19 protein-coding genes and 1 riboswitch are annotated in these 21,439 nt (G+C 65.8%); of the genes, 8 read left to right on the top strand and 11 right to left on the bottom strand.

Going from position 1 to position 21,439, the window contains the following annotated elements:
• Nucleotides 1-302: 302 nt before the first annotated feature.
• The gene (locus J3364_RS11160; RefSeq protein WP_349558425.1) at nt 303-1,412 is read left to right on the top strand and encodes an enoyl-CoA hydratase/isomerase family protein; all 1,110 of its coding nucleotides are present in this window, start codon (nt 303-305) and stop codon (nt 1,410-1,412) included.
• 6 nt (nt 1,413-1,418) lie between these two features.
• On the opposite strand, the gene J3364_RS11155 is transcribed toward J3364_RS11160, so the two are convergent.
• The 3 genes from J3364_RS11155 to J3364_RS11145 all read right to left on the bottom strand — a co-directional run bounded on the left by J3364_RS11155 (nt 1,419) and on the right by J3364_RS11145 (nt 4,733).
• Complete coding sequence (locus J3364_RS11155) at nt 1,419-2,096, bottom strand: ankyrin repeat domain-containing protein (protein WP_349558424.1); 678 nt, start codon at nt 2,094-2,096, stop codon at nt 1,419-1,421.
• A 95-nt stretch (nt 2,097-2,191) separates the two neighbouring features.
• Nucleotides 2,192-4,333, bottom strand: coding sequence for a tRNA(Met) cytidine acetyltransferase TmcA (locus J3364_RS11150; RefSeq protein WP_349558423.1), 2,142 nt, complete (start codon nt 4,331-4,333; stop codon nt 2,192-2,194).
• A 16-nt stretch (nt 4,334-4,349) separates the two neighbouring features.
• Entirely contained in the window at nt 4,350-4,733 is a 384-nt protein-coding gene (locus J3364_RS11145) for a DUF2237 family protein (RefSeq protein ID WP_349558422.1), read from the bottom strand.
• Between the two features lie 64 nt (nt 4,734-4,797).
• On the opposite strand from J3364_RS11145, the gene J3364_RS11140 reads away from it, so the two are divergent.
• The 3 genes from J3364_RS11140 to J3364_RS11130 all read left to right on the top strand — a co-directional run bounded on the left by J3364_RS11140 (nt 4,798) and on the right by J3364_RS11130 (nt 9,053).
• Complete coding sequence (locus tag J3364_RS11140; protein ID WP_502882505.1) at nt 4,798-7,092, top strand: ATP-dependent helicase; 2,295 nt, start codon at nt 4,798-4,800, stop codon at nt 7,090-7,092.
• A gap of 215 nt (nt 7,093-7,307) precedes the next feature.
• The gene (locus tag J3364_RS11135; RefSeq protein WP_349558420.1) at nt 7,308-8,483 is read left to right on the top strand and encodes an OmpA family protein; all 1,176 of its coding nucleotides are present in this window, start codon (nt 7,308-7,310) and stop codon (nt 8,481-8,483) included.
• An 84-nt stretch (nt 8,484-8,567) separates the two neighbouring features.
• Nucleotides 8,568-9,053, top strand: coding sequence for a DUF4124 domain-containing protein (locus J3364_RS11130; RefSeq protein ID WP_349558419.1), 486 nt, complete (start codon nt 8,568-8,570; stop codon nt 9,051-9,053).
• 14 nt (nt 9,054-9,067) lie between these two features.
• Here the strand turns inward: J3364_RS11130 and J3364_RS11125 are convergent, their stop codons facing one another.
• From J3364_RS11125 to J3364_RS11110, 4 genes are read right to left on the bottom strand one after another with little or no spacing between them, the layout of a single operon-like run.
• On the bottom strand, nt 9,068-10,279 hold the full coding sequence (locus J3364_RS11125; protein ID WP_349558418.1) for a methyltransferase: 1,212 nt from the start codon (nt 10,277-10,279) through the stop codon (nt 9,068-9,070).
• Between the two features lie 6 nt (nt 10,280-10,285).
• Nucleotides 10,286-10,573 (bottom strand): Rdx family protein, encoded by a 288-nt coding sequence (locus tag J3364_RS11120; protein WP_349558416.1) that lies wholly within the window; start codon nt 10,571-10,573, stop codon nt 10,286-10,288.
• A 36-nt stretch (nt 10,574-10,609) separates the two neighbouring features.
• Nucleotides 10,610-12,520 (bottom strand): putative bifunctional diguanylate cyclase/phosphodiesterase, encoded by a 1,911-nt coding sequence (locus tag J3364_RS11115; RefSeq protein WP_349558415.1) that lies wholly within the window; start codon nt 12,518-12,520, stop codon nt 10,610-10,612.
• Nucleotides 12,513-13,076, bottom strand: a complete 564-nt coding sequence (locus J3364_RS11110; protein ID WP_349558414.1) for a heme NO-binding domain-containing protein — start codon at nt 13,074-13,076, stop codon at nt 12,513-12,515. The genes J3364_RS11115 and J3364_RS11110 overlap by 8 nt, the downstream gene beginning before the upstream one ends.
• A gap of 165 nt (nt 13,077-13,241) precedes the next feature.
• A riboswitch (cobalamin riboswitch) is annotated at nt 13,242-13,434 on the top strand.
• Between the two features lie 163 nt (nt 13,435-13,597).
• Between J3364_RS11110 and J3364_RS11105 the strand changes: the two genes are divergently transcribed.
• Genes J3364_RS11105 through J3364_RS11095 form a run of 3 tightly spaced genes read left to right on the top strand, consistent with a single transcriptional unit; the run spans nt 13,598 to nt 16,475 of the window.
• On the top strand, nt 13,598-14,659 hold the full coding sequence (locus J3364_RS11105; RefSeq protein ID WP_502882504.1) for an ABC transporter substrate-binding protein: 1,062 nt from the start codon (nt 13,598-13,600) through the stop codon (nt 14,657-14,659).
• Nucleotides 14,656-15,714 carry a FecCD family ABC transporter permease gene (locus J3364_RS11100; RefSeq protein ID WP_502882503.1) on the top strand — a complete coding sequence of 353 codons (1,059 nt, stop codon included), beginning with the start codon at nt 14,656-14,658 and terminating at the stop codon, nt 15,712-15,714. Before J3364_RS11105 ends, J3364_RS11100 begins: the two co-directional genes overlap by 4 nt.
• Entirely contained in the window at nt 15,711-16,475 is a 765-nt protein-coding gene (locus tag J3364_RS11095) for an ABC transporter ATP-binding protein (RefSeq protein ID WP_349558413.1), read from the top strand. Before J3364_RS11100 ends, J3364_RS11095 begins: the two co-directional genes overlap by 4 nt.
• A 13-nt stretch (nt 16,476-16,488) precedes the next feature.
• On the opposite strand, the gene J3364_RS11090 is transcribed toward J3364_RS11095, so the two are convergent.
• Nucleotides 16,489-17,307 (bottom strand): polyphosphate kinase 2 family protein, encoded by an 819-nt coding sequence (locus J3364_RS11090; protein ID WP_349558412.1) that lies wholly within the window; start codon nt 17,305-17,307, stop codon nt 16,489-16,491.
• A 106-nt stretch (nt 17,308-17,413) separates the two neighbouring features.
• Here J3364_RS11090 and J3364_RS11085 point away from each other — a divergent pair, with 106 nt between their 5' ends.
• Nucleotides 17,414-18,220 carry a TatD family hydrolase gene (locus tag J3364_RS11085; RefSeq protein WP_349558411.1) on the top strand — a complete coding sequence of 269 codons (807 nt, stop codon included), beginning with the start codon at nt 17,414-17,416 and terminating at the stop codon, nt 18,218-18,220.
• A 20-nt stretch (nt 18,221-18,240) separates the two neighbouring features.
• On the opposite strand, the gene J3364_RS11080 is transcribed toward J3364_RS11085, so the two are convergent.
• Genes J3364_RS11080 through J3364_RS11070 form a run of 3 tightly spaced genes read right to left on the bottom strand, consistent with a single transcriptional unit; the run spans nt 18,241 to nt 21,428 of the window.
• Nucleotides 18,241-19,125, bottom strand: coding sequence for a F0F1 ATP synthase subunit gamma (locus J3364_RS11080; protein ID WP_349558410.1), 885 nt, complete (start codon nt 19,123-19,125; stop codon nt 18,241-18,243).
• Complete coding sequence (locus J3364_RS11075; RefSeq protein WP_349558409.1) at nt 19,109-20,665, bottom strand: F0F1 ATP synthase subunit alpha; 1,557 nt, start codon at nt 20,663-20,665, stop codon at nt 19,109-19,111. Before J3364_RS11075 ends, J3364_RS11080 begins: the two co-directional genes overlap by 17 nt.
• Entirely contained in the window at nt 20,655-21,428 is a 774-nt protein-coding gene (locus tag J3364_RS11070) for a F0F1 ATP synthase subunit B family protein (protein ID WP_349558408.1), read from the bottom strand. The genes J3364_RS11075 and J3364_RS11070 overlap by 11 nt, the downstream gene beginning before the upstream one ends.
• Nucleotides 21,429-21,439 lie beyond the last annotated feature (11 nt).

Genomic DNA, 21,439 nt, shown 5'->3' with positions numbered 1-21,439 from the left:
GCAACGGCCAGCGCCAACGCGATGGGAGTCAGTACCTTCATGATATGTCCTCGTTCCTGTTCTCTCTCAATTTTGGAAAAGCCCTTATACGACTCATGCTTATACCATAGGGAAAACCAACGGAAAATTCGCCCGTTGCCCCTGATTCTTTAGAACCGGATGCCGATCCTACTTTGGTCGCTGTGATCGTCGACGGATGCAGGTGACATCGCGAGGGCGATCCGGTCATCATGACTGGAACCTCTGATTCATGTTTTTGCCGCCCCGGGCGGCCCACCATTTTCGGGAGCCGAGAAACACCCATGTCCATCCGCACTGAAACCCGGCCCTGTGCCGAAGGCCAGATCGGGCTGATCACCCTGGATTCCCCGCACAACCTCAACGCCCTGTCTCTGGAGATGATCAACGTCCTGCAGGACACGCTGGACCGATGGGCGACCGATCCGGCGATCTGTCTGGTTCTGTTGTGGGGCGCCGGTGAGCGGGCTTTCTGCGCCGGCGCCGATATCCGCCAGCTGCATGACATGATCGGTGGTGAGGACGGCATCCGCCAGGCCACCCGGTATTTCGAGGCTGAGTATCGCCTGGACCACACCCTGTATGTCTATCCCAAACCCCTGGTCTGCTGGGCCCACGGCTACACCATGGGCGGCGGCCTGGGTTTACTGTCGGGCTGCCGTTACCGCTTGCTGGCACCGTCGGCGCAACTTGCGATGCCGGAAGTCAGCATCGGGCTGTTTCCGGATGTAGGCGCCGGCTATTTCCTCAACCGGTTGCCGGAGGGCATTGGGCTGTTCCTGGGGCTGACCGGCGCGCGACTGAACCAGGCCGACAGCCTGCGCATCGGACTGGCCGACCTGGCAGTGGCCGACGAAACCCCGGACGCCCTGTTGCAGCGTCTGCTGGAGACCCGCTGGACCGGCGACGTCGCCGCCGACGACAATCGCCTGTACCGGCTGCTGGCGCAGTTTACCCGGGATCAGACCATCGACCTGCCGGACAGCGAGCTGGCCAACCACGAGCAGCGCATTGCCCGCCTGTGCCGCGGCGAATCGCTGCCGGACATCATCCACCAGCTGACCGGCGAAACCGTCGAGGACGATCCCTGGTGGCAGACCGCCATCAACAACCTCACCGAAGGCTGCCCGACCACCGGCTGGCTCATCTGGGAACAGCTGCGGCGGGCCCGCCAGTTCAGTCTCAAGGACATTTTCCGCATGGAGCTGATCATGGCGGTGCGCTGTTGCGAAGGGGATGAACTGCAGGAAGGGATCCGGGCCCGGCTGATCGACCGGGACAACCAGCCTCACTGGCAGTACCCGACCGTGGATGCAGTGCCGTACGCCGATGTCGAGCGTTACTTCACTGCGCCCTGGGCGCCGGCCGACGACCCGCTCGCGGACCTGGACTGAACCGGCCTATTGGCGCGCGCCCGCCTGCACCAGCAGCATCTCGATATCCCCCAGGTTACGCTGACGGGCGATGGACAGGGCAGAGTCCCCGTCCTCGCCACGATAACTGACATCCGCGCCGGCGGCGATCAGCACTTCAGTCATCAACAGGTCGCCGTTGCGCACCACGTGCATCAACACGGATTCGCCGTCGTGGGCAATATTGACGTTGCCCCCGGCATCCAGCAGCGTGCGCATCACCGACAGGTTGCCGGCCTCCGCGGCGGCCGCCACCGCCGTGGTCCCGTCGGAACCGCTGGCATTGACGCCGGCGCCGGCGGACAGCATCAGCTTCACCAGGCGCTGGCTGCCCTCCGCCGAGGCCGCAATCAGCGGCGTCTGCCCGCTGGCGTCCGCCAGATTGGGATCCGCCCCCTGCTGTAACAGGTACCAGGCGATGCGGTCATGACCCGCAGTAGCCGCCGCTGTCAGCGGCGTACCGTCCGCCGTGACCTGGTTCAGGGACGCGCCGGCGGCCACCTGGTCCTGCACCGCCGGCAGGTCACCCTGCATCACCGCGCTCACCAGGGGCGAAGACTGATTCGCCCGATGCACCGTTTCCAGATTGACGGGTTGCGGCTGACCGGAGCAGGCGGACAGGACAATCAGGGCAAGGGCGAGGCAGGCAAGCACGCGTTTGGGCATGGCGGTATTCCGGTCGTTTTCAGGTTGGCCCATTCTGCCCAAGCGGATCAGGCCAATGACATCGAGTGGGTCACAGAAGCAGGCCGTCGCCCGGCTTAATGTGGCGGGATGTCGACCGGTTCAAGCAATTTCCCGGCTAGTTGCCGCAAGCGCTGCTCGGCATCCCGGCGGCCGCGGCACAATCCGGCCGATTGCAACTCGGACCAGGACCAGCCCTGTAGAACCGCCCGGCACCAGAGTGCTGCCTGAGCGTCCGCCGCCAGCGTTTCACTGACCCCCGGCTGCAGGGACAACCGCATCAGCGGCAGCCGGGACAGCTCGAACAGCCGGTAACCGCCGGCAAAGGCGGCCAGCTCGGTCCGGTCCATGGGCGTCAACGGCACCGAGGCGACCCAGTCGCGGCCCAGGGCCAGCGCCAGCTCCGGCTCCAGCATCCGGAAGCTGTCGCCCAGCAACAGCGGCCAGTGCTCGGCGAACCGGGTCTGCAGGCGTAGCAGCAGGTCCATGCCCGCGGCCGACAGGGCCAGCCCCATCTGCAGGGTGTGTTCGCCACTGCTCGCCGAGCGGTGCAGGCCCAGCCGCAGCGGATAGAGACCGGCGCGACACCAGAACGCCAACAGGGGCGCGGTGGCTCCGAAGCTGGTGCCAAACAGGTCAAATCCCGCTTCCCGGCTGTCGTCCCGGGCAGCGGCCAGCAATCGCTGCCCAATTCCCGCCCGCCGGAGTTCGGGCACCACGGCAATTCGCACCACACGCAGGGTGTGAACGGTGGCCGCCTCCGCAAGGCCGCCGTGGCAGGCCAGCGACTGAGCCAGCAGGTGACCACGGATGCGTCGCTCGCCCCGCATCACCTGCTCCGCCAGCGCCGGGTCCAGACCGCCTTCGGCGCTCGCCCACAGTACCCCGACGACCGCATTGTCCGTATCACTGCGGGCCAGCCAACTGCGGGCGTGCGGATCGTCCAGCCACTGGCGCAGGTCCGCGGGCGTGGTGCGATAATGGGCGTCGGTCAGCAGACCGAAGGCCTGGGCCAGGGTGTCGGCATCCGCCTCGGCCGGGCGCCAGGGCTCGATCCGAACATCTGCCTGCGGCGACAGCCCGGTGGCGCTCTCGGCGTCCAGCAGGAACAGGCGATTGACCAGATCCTCGAAGGGATCGCCCTCGCGCCAGCGAATCGGTTGCGACAGGCGCTGCGTCCGCCACTGGGGCGTGAGCCGGTCCAGCACCTCCCGGAAGCGCACGTCGAAGCCCCGGCCGGTGCCTTCGTAGCCGTGGACCGTGGTGGCGAAAACCACCCGCGGCCAGCCGGTCAGGATATCGGCCAGCAGCGGTGCCGGCAGGCCCGCCGCTTCGTCCACCAGGACCACACCGGCCTCTGGACGCTCCTGCAGCAACACGTCTACCGGCAGAAACTCCAGGCAGTGATCGTCCAACCACAGCCGGTGGCCTTCCCGTTTGGCGCCGACCCAATGGGCTTCCGCCGCGGCAAACAGGGTCTCAACCGCCTCGAACCGGGGCGCGGTCACCAGGATGCGTGTCCACTTGTCCTGCAGCAGCTGCGCCGCGGCCCGCCCCAGGGCGGTGGACTTGCCCCGCCCACGATCGGCTCGGATCACCAGTGGACGCCGACGTCGGCCCGCCCCGGTCTGGAGAATGGCCTCGATCGCGGCCGACTGATCCGGCGTATCGGTGGGCTGGAACGGCGCGCCAGCGGCGTCCATGTCGAGGTGTCCGATGACCTCGCCCGAAGCGCACAGCCGCACCACGGCCGGGTGGGCGTCCAGGACGCCCGCCATACGCGCGAGGAAGGGATGCCGGTCAGTGTCGGCCAACCCGGTGCGGGCATAATCCGGATCGTCGAAGCGCCCCCACTCGGCCAGTGGCGGCATCAGCCAGACCAGCAGGGCGCCGGCGGCGAGCGTGCCCATCAGGGCCGCCAGGTCATCCGGCGGATTACCGGCGCGGCCGTCCCAGATCACCAGATCCAGCTCACGACCCAGCCATTCGTGCGCCTTGGTTGGTCGAACCGCCGGAAGCGAACGATCCGTTGGCGCAGGCGAAGAGCCCACCCAAAGGCACCGCGCCGGATCCGCCGACTGGCAGAGCGCCAAGGCGTACTCGACCGCACCGGTGGCGTGGGCCTCCACCAACAGCAGGCGGCGTTCACCGGCGCGGCGCAGGGCGACTTGCCACTCGCGTATCCGGTCGGCAGCCGGCCAGCCAACAGGCACGGTCACAGCAGCAGGCACCGGATCAGCTCAGGTCCACCGCGTGCTGCTTGAGGGCATTCAGGTCGCAGTGTTCGAGCGCGGCCTGGTGCGTCGCGAGCAACCGGACCCGGGGCGCCTTGCCGGCCTCGTACGCTTCGGTCCAACGACCGGCGCACAGGCACCAGGCGTCGCCGTCGCGAAGACCGGGAAAACCGAACTCCGGGCGCGGCGTGGACAGGTCGTTGCCCTTAAGGCGCGAGAATTCGAGGAAATCGTCAGTGACCACCGCGCAAACGGCATGCACGCCCAGGTCGTCCGGCCCAACGTTGCAGCAACCGTCCCGGTAGAAGCCGGTCTGGGGATCGTAACCGCAATCGGCCAGCGGCTGGCCCAGCACGTTGAGGGCGTCTTTTGGGGTCTGTGCCATGGTGTCTCTCCTGCGACCCCGGAATCCGGGGCCTCTGTGCGATTCGTGAGGCAAACCATTATGGATGAGTGACCGGGACCATGCCAGAATAGCGCCCATGCCAACAGCCCTCCCCCCGCACCTGACCGACGAACAGCACGCCATCATCACCGCCGGCTATGAGCACGCCCTCATTACCGCCGTGGCCGGCAGCGGCAAGACCACCACCCTGGCCTGGCGCATCCGCTACCTGCTGGAACAGGGCCACGATCCCACCCGCATGCTGGTGCTGATGTTCAACCGCAGCGCCCGGGACGATTTCCAGAAGAAACTGCAATCGGTCGCCGGCGACACCGGGCTTGGGCTGCCGGAGATCCGCACCTACCACGCCATGGGCTACCGCCTGTACAAACGCTTCGTGCGGGAGGGCTACCTGCCGGATTTCGTCGCCGACATCCTCAGCGACCAGGAGATCAACTTCCAGGTCTGGATGCTGACCCGCCAGCTGGCGCCGGAAGCCCTGCAGGACGAAATCAAGCGCGCCAAGAAGGATTACGTGGAAACCGCCGCCCACTTCATCGATCTGGTGAAGACCACCCTGTCGCCGGTGGAGATCGTGTTCGAGCAGATGGGCTACGGCACCAAGCACCGCTACCTGATCGACCTGTTCCACGGCTTCGAGCAGTGGCGCAAGCGCAACGCCCGCATCAGCTACGCCGACATGCTCTACGAGCCGGTCATGGCGATCCATCAGAATCCGCCGCTGCAGCGTCTGGTGGCCAACAAGATGGATCTGGTGATGGTGGACGAATACCAGGACACGAACGAGATCCAGCACCTGCTGCTGCGCTACATCGCCGGTGAGCGGGCGCGGGTGACCGTGGTGGGCGACCCGGACCAGACCATCTACGAATTCCGCGGCGCCCAGCCGGACTTCATCCTGAGCCGCTTCAGCGAGGAATTCGAAAGCCCGCTGGAGCAGACCCTCAGCTACACCTTCCGCTACGGGCACCGGGTCGCCCTGCTGGCCAATCACCTGATCAGCCACAACACCGGCCGCAAGGACGTGCTCTGCCACGCCCACCCGTCCACGCCGGCCACCGACATCCAGCTGCACCGGGCCGACGAGGACAGCGACGTCATCCTCAAACTGGTGGAAGCCCACCGGGACGGCGGCCGGCCACTGGAAGCCATCGCCGTGCTGGTCCGGGTGTGGAGCCAGAGCGTGCCGATCGAACTGCGCCTGCTGGCCCGGCAGATTCCCTATCGCATCGACAGCAACAAGGGCGCCCTGTTTACCCGCGAAGTGGAAGCCATCACCCACCTGATGCGGGTCTGCGCCGGCCAGTTGCCGATACTGGCCGAACCGGATCGCCTGGAAGCGGCCCGCAGCCTGTTGCGTTTTCCCCACGTGGGTCTCAAGGAAGCGGAACTGCAGAACCTCGCCCAACTACTGGCCCGGTTTGACCGGGACTGGGGCGCCCGCCTGCTGGATCTGGATTTCGACGCGCTGGGGCCGATGCCGGCGCGCAAGCTGAAAAAGCTGGGACGCTGCCTGCTGGACCTGGATGGTTTCAACGGCCCGGCGGGGGACCTGATCGAACGCTACGCCGACGACACCGAGTTGTTCGAAGGCATTCGCAGCCTGGCCATGACCCACGAGTCCGCCGACGAACGGATCGATACCGTACGCGGCTTCCAGGCTTACATCCGGGGACTCGACGTGGGCGCCGGTGAGGCCCTGGCGCACCTGGACACCCTGCGCCAGCAGGCCCGCCAGCCCGGCCGCGGCGGCATCCAGTTGTCCACCATGCACCGCACCAAGGGACTGGAGTGGCCGGTGGTGATCATTCCCGGCCTGCAGGAGAAATACCTGCCCTACACCGCCCGTCAGACCGAGGACATCCGCAGCCTGGTGGAGAGCGAACGGCGCCTGCTCTACGTCGCCCTGACCCGCACCCGTCATGCCCTGCACCTGATCTCCCGGCGCGAGAGCGACACCCCGCATCTGGACGGCGACCAGGGACCGAGCCGCTTCCTCCACGAGCTCTGCTTTCCCGCCTCCGCCGACCTGGGCAGCCAGTTGGACACCCGGCCGGAACCGGGTACCACCCTGCGTCTGGAAAAGCCGCCCACCACCGTCATCCGGCGCTATGCCGACCGTGCCCAAGTCGAACTGGACGCCCCGGAAACCGGCCAGGACAGCGAGGGCGCCGGCCCGGTCTGGACCGAATCCCGCCTGATCCACGCGGTGATGGGCCCTGGTCGGGTCACCGACGAGTCCGACAATGCTTTCGACGTGGCCTTCGACAGCGGCGAAACCCTCACCTTCAGCAAGAAGAGCGCCCACCTCTATTTTCGCCGGCCGACTGCCTCCTGAGGCGGTTCGGCCCTCGAATCCAGAGGCCTCCCAACGGGCCACAAACATGTCCATTCAGCAATGTTGGCGTCAAAACCCTACCCTTTGTGAATCCCGTCACTAAAATTACGCGTAAAGGCAAGGACATGAAGCCTGCTGCGGCGATCCAAGCCACAACAAGAAAGCAGCAAATAATGACGAAGCAATAAACGATAGGAAACGAACAGGAGGTTCACATGACCCGCAACCGACTTCTGGCTACTGCGGCTCTGCTTTCAGCCATCACAACGCCCGCACTGGCGGACGAACAAAAAGTCTACGTTAATCCCTTCATTGGCTTTCAATACTTCGACGACGACCGCAACCTGAGCGAAACCGACACTTATGGGGTCGGACTGGAATATCGTTTCCTGCCTCGCTGGTCCGTCGAGGGTGTCTGGAACCGGGGCGATGCTGACCGCAAACACGCGCCGGGCAGCAGTGATTTCCAGGACTATCGCCTGGACGGCCTGTACTACTTCGCCGATCCGGACGAGAACCTGAATCCGTACGTGGCCACCGGTGCCGGCCATACCGACTTTGACAGTCTGGGTGGCGGCATCGACGGCGAAACCCGGCTCAACGTCGGCGGCGGCCTGCGCTACAACCTCACGGACGTGGTGTCCCTGCGCGGTGATCTGCGCGAGTACTACAGTCTGGACGAGGATGCCTTCGACACCCTGGCCAGTGTCGGCATGAGTTTTGGTTTTGGCTTCGGCAGCAAGGAAGCGCCGGCACCGCAAGACAGCGATAACGACGGCGTGACCGACGACGCCGACCAGTGTCCGGGCACACCGCCGGGCGCGGCCGTGGACGCCAACGGCTGTGAGCCGGATGCCGACAACGACGGTGTGGTCGACAGCCAGGACCAGTGCCCCAACACGCCGGCCGGCGCCGAAGTCGACAGCCGCGGCTGTGAGTTGGACAGCGACAACGACGGCGTGGTCAACAGCATGGATCAGTGCCCGAACACGACAGCGGGGGCCGAAGTGGACGAGAAAGGCTGTGAAGGGGTCATGGAAGAGGTCCAGACCTTCACGCTGAACATCCAGTTCCCCACCAACAGCTCGGTGATCGGCGATCGTTATGACGACGATCTGCGCCGGGTGGCCGATTTCATGGAAGCGCATCCGGAAACGGTCGTGGAAGTGGGCGGCCATACCGACAACACCGGCAAGGCCAGCTACAATGAATTCCTGTCCCAGCGTCGGGCGGAATCCGTGGCCAACCGGCTGACCGGCACACTGGGCGTGGATCCGGACCGGGTCAGCGCGCGGGGTTACGGTGAGTCCGATCCGGTGGCGAGCAACGACACCGCGGCCGGTCGTGCCGAAAACCGCCGGGTGGAAGCCAAGATCCAGATCGAGCGGTAACCCTGTGAAGTCCCGCCCCGGGAATGGCCGACGCCCTCCCCGGGGCGATTGCAGATGGGCGGGCAGCGCCCGGAGGATGTTGTCATGCGCTTAACCGCCCTGTTCCTGCTCTGCTGCCTGCTTGCCCCGTCGGCCTTGGCCGAGGTCTACAAATGCGCCGATGCCAACGGCGTGCGCTATTCCGATACGCCCTGCGGCGACAATCCCGAAACCCTCACCTTACCGGACAACCGGATCGGCGGGCGCTTCAACAGCAACCTGCCCCCACCTCCAGAGCCCATTGAATCGACGGAGAGCGCGGCACCTGCCGAGTCCAGCGCCAGCGAGCCGGAAAGCCCCTGCCGCTATATCCCCTCCACCGACCTGCGCCGCTACATCCTGCGGGAACAGGTGGTCCGGGGCATGACCAAGGACAACGTCCGGGACGCCTTCGGCACCACACCGGAAGTCTACCCGGTGCCCCAGGAAACCTGGGTCTACAAGACGGACTATTACGGCATGCTCTACGAGCTGACTTACGTGTATTTCCGGGATGGTTGTGTGGAGCGGGTCGTTTATCGCAAACCCTAACCGGATGCCGTCGATCAGCCCAACTGGGCATCCAGCAGCAGGTTACGGGGCGTGAGGTGACGCTCACAGAAGGTGCCGAGAGTCACCGTATAGCCCTGCTCTTCCAGATACAGCGCGTAATCCAGCACCAGCCAGAGCTCCAGCGGGCGGCGAAACAGGTGGCGCAGCAGTTCGTGTCGCCGTACCTGCCCCTGTCGGCGCTGGCCAACAGCCAACCAGTGATCGAAATCCGTGTCCGCTGGCAGCACCAGGTCTTTGCGTTCGGCGGCCCATCGGCAAAAGGCCGCAAAACCGGCGTCGTTCAGGTGAGTCGGGTGGGAGGGCACCGGCAGGTAACTGTCTTCACCGCGCACGTGTCTCTGCAGGGCGTCGAAGCCCAGTCGCCACACCTGGGTGTGGCGGGTCTGGCGCCGTACCCGGGCCGGCGCCGTCACGGTTTCCCGGACCGCCAGGCGCAGGGTTTCCCGGGACAAACCGGTCAATCGCCGCGCATCCGCCACCCGCCGGGACAGGGGCTGATGCCGGGCCTGCCGGGTCAGGTGGAAACAGCAGGGCGACAGGCTCAGCCGCGGCCATCGATGGCGCGCACCCTCGGCGATCAGGCGCCGATGCAGATCGCCGCAGGCGTGCAGGGCCACGCCGTGGTAAACCGGCGACCAGGGCAAATCCGGGTCCAGCACATTCCGGGTCACCAGCGTCACCGGATCGCCGTAGCGCTCGGCCAGTGCGTTGCCGTCGGCCACCAGCGCAGCATCCCATTCATAGCCGGCCAGCGGTGCCCTCGCGGTCGGTGCCAGGGTCCGGGCCAGATGGCCCTTGCCGCAGCACCAGTCGAGTATCGGGTGTTTCAGCGGTTGCACGGCGGCCGCAAAGGCGCCGGCCTGCAGCCGCTTGCGGCCGGGCATGTCCACCGCCCGGGTTTCCGGCAGGGCCAGCGACTCGCCCGACAAGTCGGGCAGCTCCAGCAAGGCCTGGCGCCCGGTGATCGCCCGCAGCCAGGTCGAGAGCCGCGCGACCAGCCGTTCGGGATCGGCTTCGTAGGCATCGACGTCGGGGTCAGTCAGCTCCTCGAGAAACGCCGCCATATCCGGATAATGGCGGCACCAGTCGGGCGCCGGTGAGCTGAAGGGGGCCGGTTGCCAGAGATCGGCATGATCGGTCAGCCAGCGGTCGAGCGCCGACCAGCGCTCGGCCCAGTCGTGACTTTGGTGGACGGGTGCCTTCATCGTGGTTCAGCGGTCACCGGTTTTGCGATCGGCATGGCCCAGCGAGCGCTCCGGCGCCACGACGTCACGCACCGCCTGCTTGAGTTCGGTGATGTCGGGAAAGCGACCGGCCGCCTTGCGCGACCAGACCATCTGGTCGTCCGCCCGGACTTCGAACACACCGCCCGTGCCCGGCTTCAGGACCAGCTCGCCAATCTCATCCTCGAAGGTGGTCAGCAGCTCCTGCGCCATCCAGGCAGCACGCAGCAGCCAGCGACATTGGGTGCAGTAGTGGATTTCGACGCGACTGGGCATAACGTTGATTCCGGGTCATCGGTAAGGGATGAACCGCTATTGTCGCCCGTCGGACACCGGCTTGACCACCGGTTGCAACAGACCGTCGGCCGGCAAGCAGGCAATCAGGTCATCCACCGGCAAGGGGCGGCTGAACAGGAAGCCCTGACCGACCATGGCGCCCATCCCCATCAGGCAGCTCAGTTCCAGGTCGTTCTCGATGCCTTCCACCACCACCGTCAGTCTCAGTCGTTCGCACAGGGAAATGATCATTTCCAGGATGGCTCGTTTTTCAGGATCCCGGTCCAGCCCGGACACCAGTGAGCGATCGATCTTGAGATAGTCCAGCGGCAGGTTGCGCAGGTACGCCAGGGACGAATAGCCCGAGCCGAAATCGTCCAGAGCCACACCGATGCCGCCGTCGCGCAATTCGTTCATCAGTTTGACCGCCACCCGGGAATCCGCCATCACCGCCGTTTCGGTCATCTCCACCTTGAAGCGCGCCGGCGACACATCGGCCTCCGACAACCGCTCCAGCAGGTTATCGGCGAGATGGGGATCGTGCAGTTGAACCGGCGACAGGTTGACGCCCAGATTGAAGTTATTGCCGTAGACCTCGACCAGCCTCGGGTCGTTGAACAGGGGAACCACCTGGTCCAGCAACCGCTCGCTCAACTCCCGGATCAGGCCGGTTTCTTCCGCCACCGGAATGAACTGATCCGGGGGAATGATACCGCGCTCCGGGTGGCGGATCCGGGCCAGGACTTCAAAGCCACTCAGCCGCCCGGCCTGCAGATTGACCAGCGGCTGCAGGAAAGGCTCCACCCAACCCAGACGCAGGGCATTGCGCAGCAACTGTTCGGTTTCCAGGCGATCGAGATTCTCCCGGCTCATGCTGTCGTGATAGCGCAGGCAGGACCCGCTTCCCTGCTGGCGGGCCTTACGCATCAGGGTACGGGTCGCCTGCAGCACGGCATCGGCCGATTCCAGGCGGGTTTCGCGCACCGGCATCAGGCCGACCACACCGCTGAGCCAGACGCTGCGTTTCTCCACATGGAATACCCGGTCGAAGGCCCGCTGGACATCGCCGGCACGGTCCAGGCCTGCGTTCGGGTCGGGGCTGTTGATCAGGATGGCGGTGGTACTGTCGGACAGACTGGCGATCAGTTCGCCATTGCGCACACACTCTTCCATACGCCGACGCAGCTCTCCCGCCAGGATCCCGCTTTCCCGGCCGTTCAGGGTCTCGCGCACCAGGGCGTAATTGGGCAGGGCCAGCACCACCAGGTCCAGGTGGCCGGTCTGCTGAGCGCGCATGCGTTCATCGAGGATGGTTTCCAGGTACTGGCTGTTGGGAAAACCGGTCACGGGGTTAATGAACTTCTGCAGGGTCACATCCGCCTGGGTGCCGGAGATCATGCGGGCGACGCCGGTTTGCGGATCGTGGTCACAGATCCCGCGGGCCACCATCCAGCGGTAGCCACCGCGGCCATTGGATAACCGGAACTCGGCCCGGAAGCGGGCCGTCAGGCCATTGATGTGATCGTGCAGGGCCTGCCGGAAATCGGATTGGTCGGCGGGATGGATCATGTCGATCCAGACGTCCGGTTCACACCTCGCGCCCAGGCTGGGGCGGCCGCACTGCACCAGCCAGCGCTGGGACACCTGGATGCTGTCAGTCTCCAGGTCCCATTCCCAGACGCCATCATTGGCGCCTTCGATCACCAGATCCAGCCGGCGGGTTCGTTCGGCTACCCGCTCCTCCAGTTCGTCCCGGGTTCGCTCCAGCGCGTCCAGGTTGCGCCGGACCGATTCGAGTACGAAATTGGACAGCACGGACAGCTTCTGCACATCCAGGTCGTCCGACCCGGAGTTCACATGAAAGTCGAATCGCCCGTCGATCGCCTGGCACAGCTGGTCGGCAATCGCGTTGATTTCCTCGCGCAGGCGCTTTTCCGAATCAGTCACTGACGGTCTCCGTGCGCAGGCAGAAGGTACAGACCGGATCCCCCCGTTTCTGACAGGTCCGGACACTCAACTCGCCGGCCTCGCCGTATTCCTGCAACAATCGATCGAAGAGCGCCTCATACAGGCCGCACAGGCGATTGGGTGAGCCGTAGGTGACCACCAGATCCTCGCCCTCACGGCGAATGGCAAACTTGTCGCGCACCCGCTCCCGACTGGCCTCGTTGCGCAGGCTGGACGCCAACGTGTCGTGAACGCGGGGCTGGCGTTCCAGAAAATCCCGCGCCGTTGGGGACATCCGGTAGAACATGGGAAACAGCCGACGCGATTCAACAATGAACGCATCGGCGTAGAGGCGATACAGGGCCTCCTCGTCCAGCCCGAAAACAGCCTGGGTCGCCTCAATCAGACGCAGGCACTCATCATCCGGGTAATCCGTATCGATCCGGAAATCCGGCGCCGCTGCCAATCCGGCCCGGCGCGTGACCTCTGCGAGCGCTTTGGCCCCACCCTCGCGCTCAACCAGTTCCAATAAAATCTTCTGGATCAATCCAATCATACGGCTCGCTGCTCAACGACGGCACCCCAAAGGTGCCTGAATAGCCCGGGCGCCGGGTCACGGGTCCGGAAACACAGTTTAGGCCAGCGCCTCCGGCTTTGCCGAATAATTCAGGCCACACAATCGGTTGACTATACGCTGGTGCTTGCCCCTCCCGATCAACCTGTTTATGCTCGACGCGTCGGTTTCCTCTGGGAATTAATAGGGAATTCGCCGCGGCCCCGGCCGCGAACCGAAACTGCCCCCGCAACTGTAGGCGGCGAGCGACGTCCAATCACCAAGCCACTGGGATCCCCCGGGAAGGCAGGACGCGCCACGACCCGTCAGTCAGGAGACCTGCCGACCATCCGATTCACGACGCCGGGCGGGGTGCCCCGGGGAAAGGAAGGACCATTCCCATCATACGGATTCCTTTACAGCTTCCTGAACCCTCTTGCTATCGGCCGTGAAACCATATTGTTATGTTATAACATAACTATTATAGTCGCTGCGCTTCGATAGCGATCCCAGGAGGTCACGTCATGTTGGTCACATTCCGTCTCACTGCTCCAGGGCGGTTCCCGTTCTGGCGACTCGTCCGCTGGTCCCTGCCGGTCCTGCTTACACTGACCGCGACCAACGCCGCGGCGGACCCGACGACCTATCCGTTGACGATGGATAACTGCGGCCGGGAGATTCGCTTCGATGCCGCCCCGGAGCACACCGTGACCATCGGCCAGTCCGCCACCGAAACGCTCTACGCCCTGGGACTGGGCAATCGGGTGGCCGGCACGTCGGTCTGGTTCACCCCGGTACTGCCACAATTCAGGGCCATCAACGACCGGGTACCGCGCCTCGCCGACAACGACCCGAGCTTCGAGGCGGTGGTCAACAAGCATCCCGACCTGGTGACCGTGCAATACGAATGGCACGTAGGCCCGACCGGTTCGGTAGGCACCCGCCAGCAATTCGCCGACCTGGGTATCGCCACTTACATCCTGCCGGCGGACTGCGACACCAAGGACAACGCCACCGGCGGTGATGGCACGCGGGTCGCCGCCTTCTCCACGCAGTCCATCTACAAGGGCATCCGCCAGCTTGCCACGATCTTTGACGTGCAGGACGCCGGGGAAGACCTGATCACTGACCTGAAAAGCCGGGAAACCCGCGCCATCGAACGCGCCCATGGGCTGGACCTGCCAAAAGACCTGTCCGCCGTCTTCTGGTTCTCCTCCACTGACATGTCCGCGGCCCCCTACGTCGCCGGCCGTCTGGGCGCGCCAGGTTACATGATGGACAAGCTCGGCATCCGCAACGTGATTGAATCCGATGAGGAATGGCCGACCGTCGGCTGGGAGACCATCGCCCGGGCCGACCCGGACCTGATCGTGATCGCGCAGATGGACCGTCGCCGCTACCCGGCTGACGACATCCGGAAGAAGCTCGATTTCCTGCACAACGACCCCGTCGCCAGCCAGATGACCGCGGTGCGGGAAGGCCACATCGTGCCGATGGACGCCCACGCCATGAGCGCCACCCTGCGCACGATCTTTGGCCTGGACTCCCTGTCGGACGCCCTGGCCGGCATGAGCTTCGACCGATGAGCCGCGTCATATCCCTGCCGGTGCCGGTGGCGCCGCGCCTGCACTGGCTGTGGCTGACCCCACTGGTGCTGGCGATCGTCCTGGTGGCCGGCACCGCCATCGGCGAGACGCGGATTCCCGTGGACATCATTCTCAAGGTGCTGGCCAACCGGTTGTGGGACGCCGGTTACCCGGTTGATCGAATCGATGCCGGCATCGTCTGGAGCTACCGGCTCAGCCGCGCCATCGTCGCCGCCTGCTGCGGCGCCGGACTGGCACTGACCGGGGTGGTACTGCAGGCACTGCTGCGCAATGCGTTGGCGGATCCGTTTCTCATGGGGCTGTCCGCCGGGGCGTCAACCGGGGCCGTGGCGGTCACCGTGCTGGGTTTGGGAGCCGGCGCCATCGGTCTGTCAGCGGGCGCTTTTGCCGGCGCGGCCCTGGCCTTTGGACTGGTGGTGGTGCTGGCCCACGCCGCCAGCGGCGGCGGTCGGGGCATGCAGGCGGCCGGGGCGATCATCCTCGCCGGCATTGCCGGCTCCCAACTGTTCAACGCCCTGACCGCCTTCATGATTGCCAGGTCGGCGAACGCGGAGCAGGCCCGGGGCATCCTGTTCTGGCTGATGGGGAACCTGTCCGGCGTGCGCTGGGACGACGTCGCCCTGGCCGTGCCGACCGCGCTGTTCGGGCTGGGGGTGTGCCTGTGGCACATGCGCGCCCTGGATGCCTTCACCTTCGGCGCGGACAGCGCAGCATCCATGGGCATTGCCGTACGACCGGTCCGGGGCGTGCTGATTGCCGTGACCGCGCTGGTGACGGCGGTGATGGTGTCGATGGTCGGCGCCATCGGCTTCGTCGGCCTGGTGATCCCCCACGCCATGCGCCTGCTGGTGGGCAGCCGCCACGCCCGGCTGGTGCCGGCTTCGGCCCTGGCCGGCGCCGTGTTCCTGATCGGTTCGGACATCCTCTCCCGCATCCTGGTGCCCGGCCAGGTGCTGCCCATCGGCGTGATCACCTCGCTGATCGGGGCACCGGCGTTCGCCCTGATCCTGGTCCGGGGAGCGGGCAAGGCATGAAACTGACCGCCGAACACCTCGTTGCCCGCATCCATGGCCGGACCCTGCTGGATAACGTGAGCCTGACCATCCGGCCCGGCGAGACCTTTGCCCTGGTCGGACCTAACGGCTCCGGCAAGTCGACACTGTTGCGGCTATTGGCCGGCCTGCGTCGACCGGCCCGGGGCGGCGTTTGCGTCGACGGACGCCCGCTCGCCAACCTCAAGCGTCGCATCATCGCCCGGTCGATGGCCCTGGTCGAACAACAGGCCGAAACCAGTGACCGGCTCTGCGTGCGCGATGCCGTTGCCCTGGGCCGCACGCCGTTTTTATCGCCTCTGCGTCCCTGGAGCGACGAGGACGACAGCCTCGTTGACCGGGCGCTGGACGACGTCGATATGCGGCCGTTCGCCGACCGGCTCTGGCACACCCTGTCCGGCGGCGAACGCCAGCGGGTCCACATCGCCCGGGCCCTGGCCCAGCAACCCCGCATCCTGCTGCTGGACGAACCCACCAACCATCTGGACATCCAGCACCAGCTCTCGATCCTCAACCTGGTGCGGCGGCTGCCGGTCACGGTGGTGATTGCGTTGCACGACCTGAACCAGGCGATGGCGTGCGACCGCGTTGGTATCCTGGACGAAGGGCGATTGGTGGCCGTGGGGCCGCCTGAAGACGTTCTCACTCCGGACCAACTCTGGAAGACGTTCAAGGTGCAGGCCGACAGACTCGACGACCCGCTGGACGGACGCCGGATCCTGCGTTTCCGGCAGGCTCCCTGATCGCCCTTGGGGATCAGTCGCCGCCCAGCAGTTTCCGGTAGGCCTTGAGGGTCTTCTCGTCCTCCACTGGATAATCCGGCGCCAGGGCCTGAAGCTGTTCGTCGACCAGGGCGGCCACGATGGACCTGGCAACGGACTTGCGATCGCCGGGGATGATGAACCAGGGCGCCTCGGCTGTTTGGGTGGCGGCAATGGCCTCCCCGGCACAGGCCAGCAGCTCGTCCCGGCGCTCGAAGGCTTCCACATCGGACGGATCGAACTTCCAGCGTTTGCGCGGTTCGTCGAGGCGCTTGATCAAACGACGACGGTGTTCATCGCCACTGAGCCGGATCCAGCATTTGATGACCGTTGTGCCTTCCCGGGAGAGATGCGCCTCGAAGCTGCGGATGGCCTCGTATCGGGCCTGCCAGTTGTAGTCCTCCGGGGCATGGACCGGCCATAGGCGCTCGGCGATCACCGCCTCGTGATGACTGCGGTTGAAGGCCGCCAACTCGCCAAAGGCCGGCAGCAACGGCACCACCCGCCAGAGGAAGTCGTGCCGGGTTTCCGCACCCTGCGGCCGGGCGAAGGACCAGGCGTGGAAACCGGCCGGATCCATGTAGGTCGACAGCGTCCGGATCAGGCTGTCCTTCCCGCTGGCATCGAGGCCGTGGAGGATCAGCAACACCGCCCGGGAACGATTCGCCCATAGGCGGCGCTGGTACTCGCCGATGCTCTCCAGGCTGGTATCCAGGGACGGAATGCCGTCGTCCCCGACGTCAGCCGGGTAATCGTGCAGTGACGGCCGGGTTGGATCGTACCGCCAGCGCTCGTTGAACGGTGTGGTCATCATGACATGGGCCTCGTCTGCGGACTCTGCGGATTGGGAGGGGCACTGTCCAAAATGGTAGACTGCGTCAGAATTCATTCCCAGTGACGCCACAGGCAACGTTCCGCTCATGAGCAAGAAACGACGCGACATCCCGGTTTTCGAGCAGCCGATCATCGAAACCCACTGCCACCTGGACTACCTCAAGGACCGCCCGCTGGCGGAGACCCTGGCTGAGGCCCAGCGGGTGAACGTGGAGCGGGTCATCACCATTGCCGTGGCCCCGGACAACCTGGCTACCGTCCGTGAGCTGACCGGCGAGGCGGACTGGGTGTACGGTACCCAGGGCATCCATCCCCACGAGGCGGAAACCTACACCGACGCCGTCGAGGCAGAGATCCGCAAACACGTGGGTGGTGAGAAGATGGTCGCCGTCGGCGAGATCGGCCTGGACTACTTCTACGACAACGCCGATCGCACCGTGCAGCGGGATGTGTTCCGCCGCCAGTTGCAGATCGCCTGCGACACCGATCGCCCGGTGGTGATCCACAGTCGCGAGGCCGACGACGACACCATCGAGATCCTCAAGGAGTTCGAGAGTACGCTCAAGCGCCGCGGCGTCATCCACAGCTTCACCTCCGGTCCCGGGCTGGCCCGCTACGCCCTGGATCAGGGCTGGTGCCTCGGGTTCAATGGCATTGCCACCTTCAACAAGGCGGAAAACGTGCGGGACATCATCCGCATGACGCCGATCGAGCAGCTGCTGCTGGAAACGGACTCGCCGTTCCTGACGCCGGTGCCCTACCGCGGCCGGGAAAATGCGCCGTTCTACATTCCGTTCGTGGCGGAGAAGATCGCCGAGGTGAAGGATCTGCCCCTCGAACAGGTGCTCACCACCACCTACGCCAACAGCCTGCGGACCTTCTTTCCGGGCTGAGCGACCGGCGCCCGGGGCTATCAGCGCCGGGCCGGTTTCTTCAGCGCCTCGAAGCCGATGATCACATCCAGCAGTTCGCTGGTGATCTCCGACTGACGCACCGAGCGCAAGTCGCCGTTCAACGCCTCCAGACGATCGTCCACCGCCTGCTCGGCCTGCTGCATACGCGCCAGGCGGGCGGCGTTCTCGGTGACCATGGCCTCGGCCGAAGCCCAGAATACGCTGGCGAAGATGTGGTTGCGCACCAGCGCCGCCAGCAGGGCGTCCGGAGCCATGGTGTAGTCCGGCAAGGCTCGTGATGGCCAGCGGTGTTCCCGCTTCAGCAACTCCGGGGCCAGTGGCAGCAGCTGCCGGATCACCGGCGTCTGGCCTCCGGTTTCCCCACGTTCGGTAAACGCCAGGGAAGTCGTACGGCCCTGCAACAGCGGGCGGCCGGGAAGCCCGGCCAGGCGCGTCACCACCTCGCCGGCCAGGCGTCCGATGCCTTCCGCCGATGCCGGGGGCAGCAGCACTGCGTCCGGACGCAGTCCCCGGTCCACCAGGGCATCGTTCATCTGCGCGCCGATGCACAGCAGACGGCAGGCGTTCTTGCCCGCTCCCCGGCAATGGGCCGCCACGCCGTCAGCCAGGCGCTCATTGTAGTTCCCACACAAGCCATGATCGGATCCGAACACGACCACCAGCTGACTGGCACGCGGCACCGGCGGCAGCGTGATGTCGCCCGTTCGATAAGCAAAGGCACGGAAGCCGGCGATGAGGGTCTGGTGATAGGTCTCGATCGATCGCGCCGCCGACTCGTAGGGGGATGCATTCAGTGCCGACAGGGTTTTCATGGCGTGGACGATGCCCCGGATGCTGGTCAGGGTCTGGTGATGGCGGGTCAGGGACTCAAACGTCTGGGCCATGGGCCGCACCTCCTGTCGCTGTGCGGCCGATGGCACGACGGGCCAGGGCCAGCAGTGTGTCGCGGTCGTCCGCCGCCAGCGAATGGTTGGTCGCAACCTGCTCGTTGAGACCCTGCAGTTCGCCCTCCGCCACCTCACGGACCCGCTCCATGGCGAGGTTGATGACCTGGTCGCTCAGCCCGTCGAACAGCCCGGCCATGGCCGCCATCAAAACGGCCAGCTGGCCAATGGCCGACAGCGGATGGTATTCGGGCTGGCGCAGCGCTGCCCGGACCGCCGCGCCGCGGGTCAAACGAGCCCGAGTGGCCTCGTCGAGCCGGGTTCCGAAGCGGGCAAAGTCCTCCAGCTCCTCGAACTGGGAGAGGGTCACCCGCAGGTTCCCGGCCACATCCCGCAGGGCATGCAGTTGCGCCTTGCCGCCCACGCGGGAGACCGATAACCCCAGGTCGACGGCGGGAAACTGGTTCTTGCGCACCAGTCGGGGCGACAGGTAGATCTGGCCGTCGGTGATGGAAATCAGGTTGGTGGGGATGTACGCGGAGAGGTTTTCCGCCTGGGTTTCCACCACCGGCAACGCGGTGATGGAACCGCCACCGGCCTCGGGCACAAACTGACCGGCCCGCTCCAGCAGGCGCGCGTGGAGGTAGAAGATATCCCCGGGGAACGCTTCCCGGCCCGGTGGCCGGCGCAGCAGCAATGACAGCTCGCGATAGGCCCGGGCATGGTGGGTCAAATCGTCAAAGACGATCAGGACGTCCCGGCCCTGGTCGGAAAAATACTCGGCCATGGCCATCGCCGCGTAGGGGGCGATGTAAGCCAGACCCGGGGCTTCTTCGTCACCCGCGGACAGCACCACACAGCGGTCCATCATCTGGCCGGCCTTCAGCGCATCGATCACCCGGGCCACCGCATCGCCCCGCTGGCCAGTCGCGCAGTAGATGCCGATCACCTGCGATCGGGCCTGATTGAGCAGGGTGTCGATGGCAATCGCGGTCTTGCCGGTCTGGCGGTCGCCGATGATCAGCTCACGCTGGCCCAACCCGATGGGCACCGCTGCATCCACCGCCTTGATGCCCGTCGCCAGCGGCCGGAAAACCGGCGCCCGGGACAGGATCCCCGGCGCCTCCGCTTCCACCGGCCGCTGCGCCACTGCGCTGATCGGCCCCAGCCCGTCGCGGGGACGTCCCAATGCGTCCACCACCCGACCGAGCAGGGCCGGCCCGACCGGCACACTGACCACCTTGCGGGTGCGCCGCACCGGTTCGCCCGGCACGATCCGCTCCGCCGGCCCCAACAGCACCACGCCCAGTCGCCCGGGTTCCAGATCCAGCACAATGCCCTGCACGCCGGAGTCGAACACCAGCAGCTCATCCGACAGGGCCCGGGCCAGGCCCGTGACGACGGCAATGCCGTCGCCGACTTCCGCCACCCGGCCCACTTCGGTCAACACCGGTTCCGGCGGCGGTGCGTCCAACAGGGAGTCGATCCATTGGTTGAAGCCCTGCTCACCGGCGTCCGGTCGTTGTCCGCTAGCGGTCATGGAGCGCGCCTCCCCGGCTCGACACCGTGCTGGGCAGGCGGTCATCCAGCAAGGCCTGCAACGCTTCGGCGTAGCTGTCCACGGTCCAGCTCAGTTGGGCTCCGCCCACCTGCAGCACCAGCCCCGGCGACTGATCCGGGTCGGTGGCAAAGCGTAGTGTGAAATCCGGCAAGTGCTGGCCCATGGCCGTGCGCAACTGTGCCTGAAGGGGATCGGGCAACGGCTCACGGGTGGTCGCGACGGCGGTTCTTTCCGAACCCGCCGCCCGGAGCAGATCATCGGCCCGGGTGGTCAGCTGTGCCATCACGTGCCGTACGGTGGCCGCTTCCAGGGTGTCGTCCGCCAGGTCGTGCAGGGCCTTTCGAGTCAGCTCCACCAGGGTCTGGGTGCCGGCCTGCTGCATACGGGCCACGAACTTGCGGCGTTCCCGATCCAGTTGGGTCTGCTGCTCCTGCTGTTCCCGGGCGAGCCGTTCACGCGCCTCGGCCAACAGGCTGTCGCGTTCGCTTTCGGTGGCTTTCAGGGCCTCTGCCACCGCGGCATCCCGGTCTGACTGCAGCCGGGTCGTCTGCGCCTCGAACGTCTGTTCGGCCGCTTCCGCTTTTTCCCGGGCGACACCGGCTTCGCTCATACGTCGGGCGATTTCCGCTTCCCGGGCATCGATGCCGTTGAGAATCGGCTTGTAGAGAAAGCGCTTGAGCAACCACACCAGCACCAGGAAATTGGCGATCTGGGCGATGACGGTGATCCAGTCGATGGACATAATCGGCGATC

The sequence above is a fragment of the Marinobacter sp. NFXS9 genome, assembly GCF_040148665.1.
Classification (GTDB): Bacteria; Pseudomonadota; Gammaproteobacteria; order Pseudomonadales; family Oleiphilaceae; genus Marinobacter_A; species Marinobacter_A mangrovi.
Note: the sequence above shows the minus strand (reverse complement) of the source record. Positions and strands in the feature narration are given on the sequence as shown.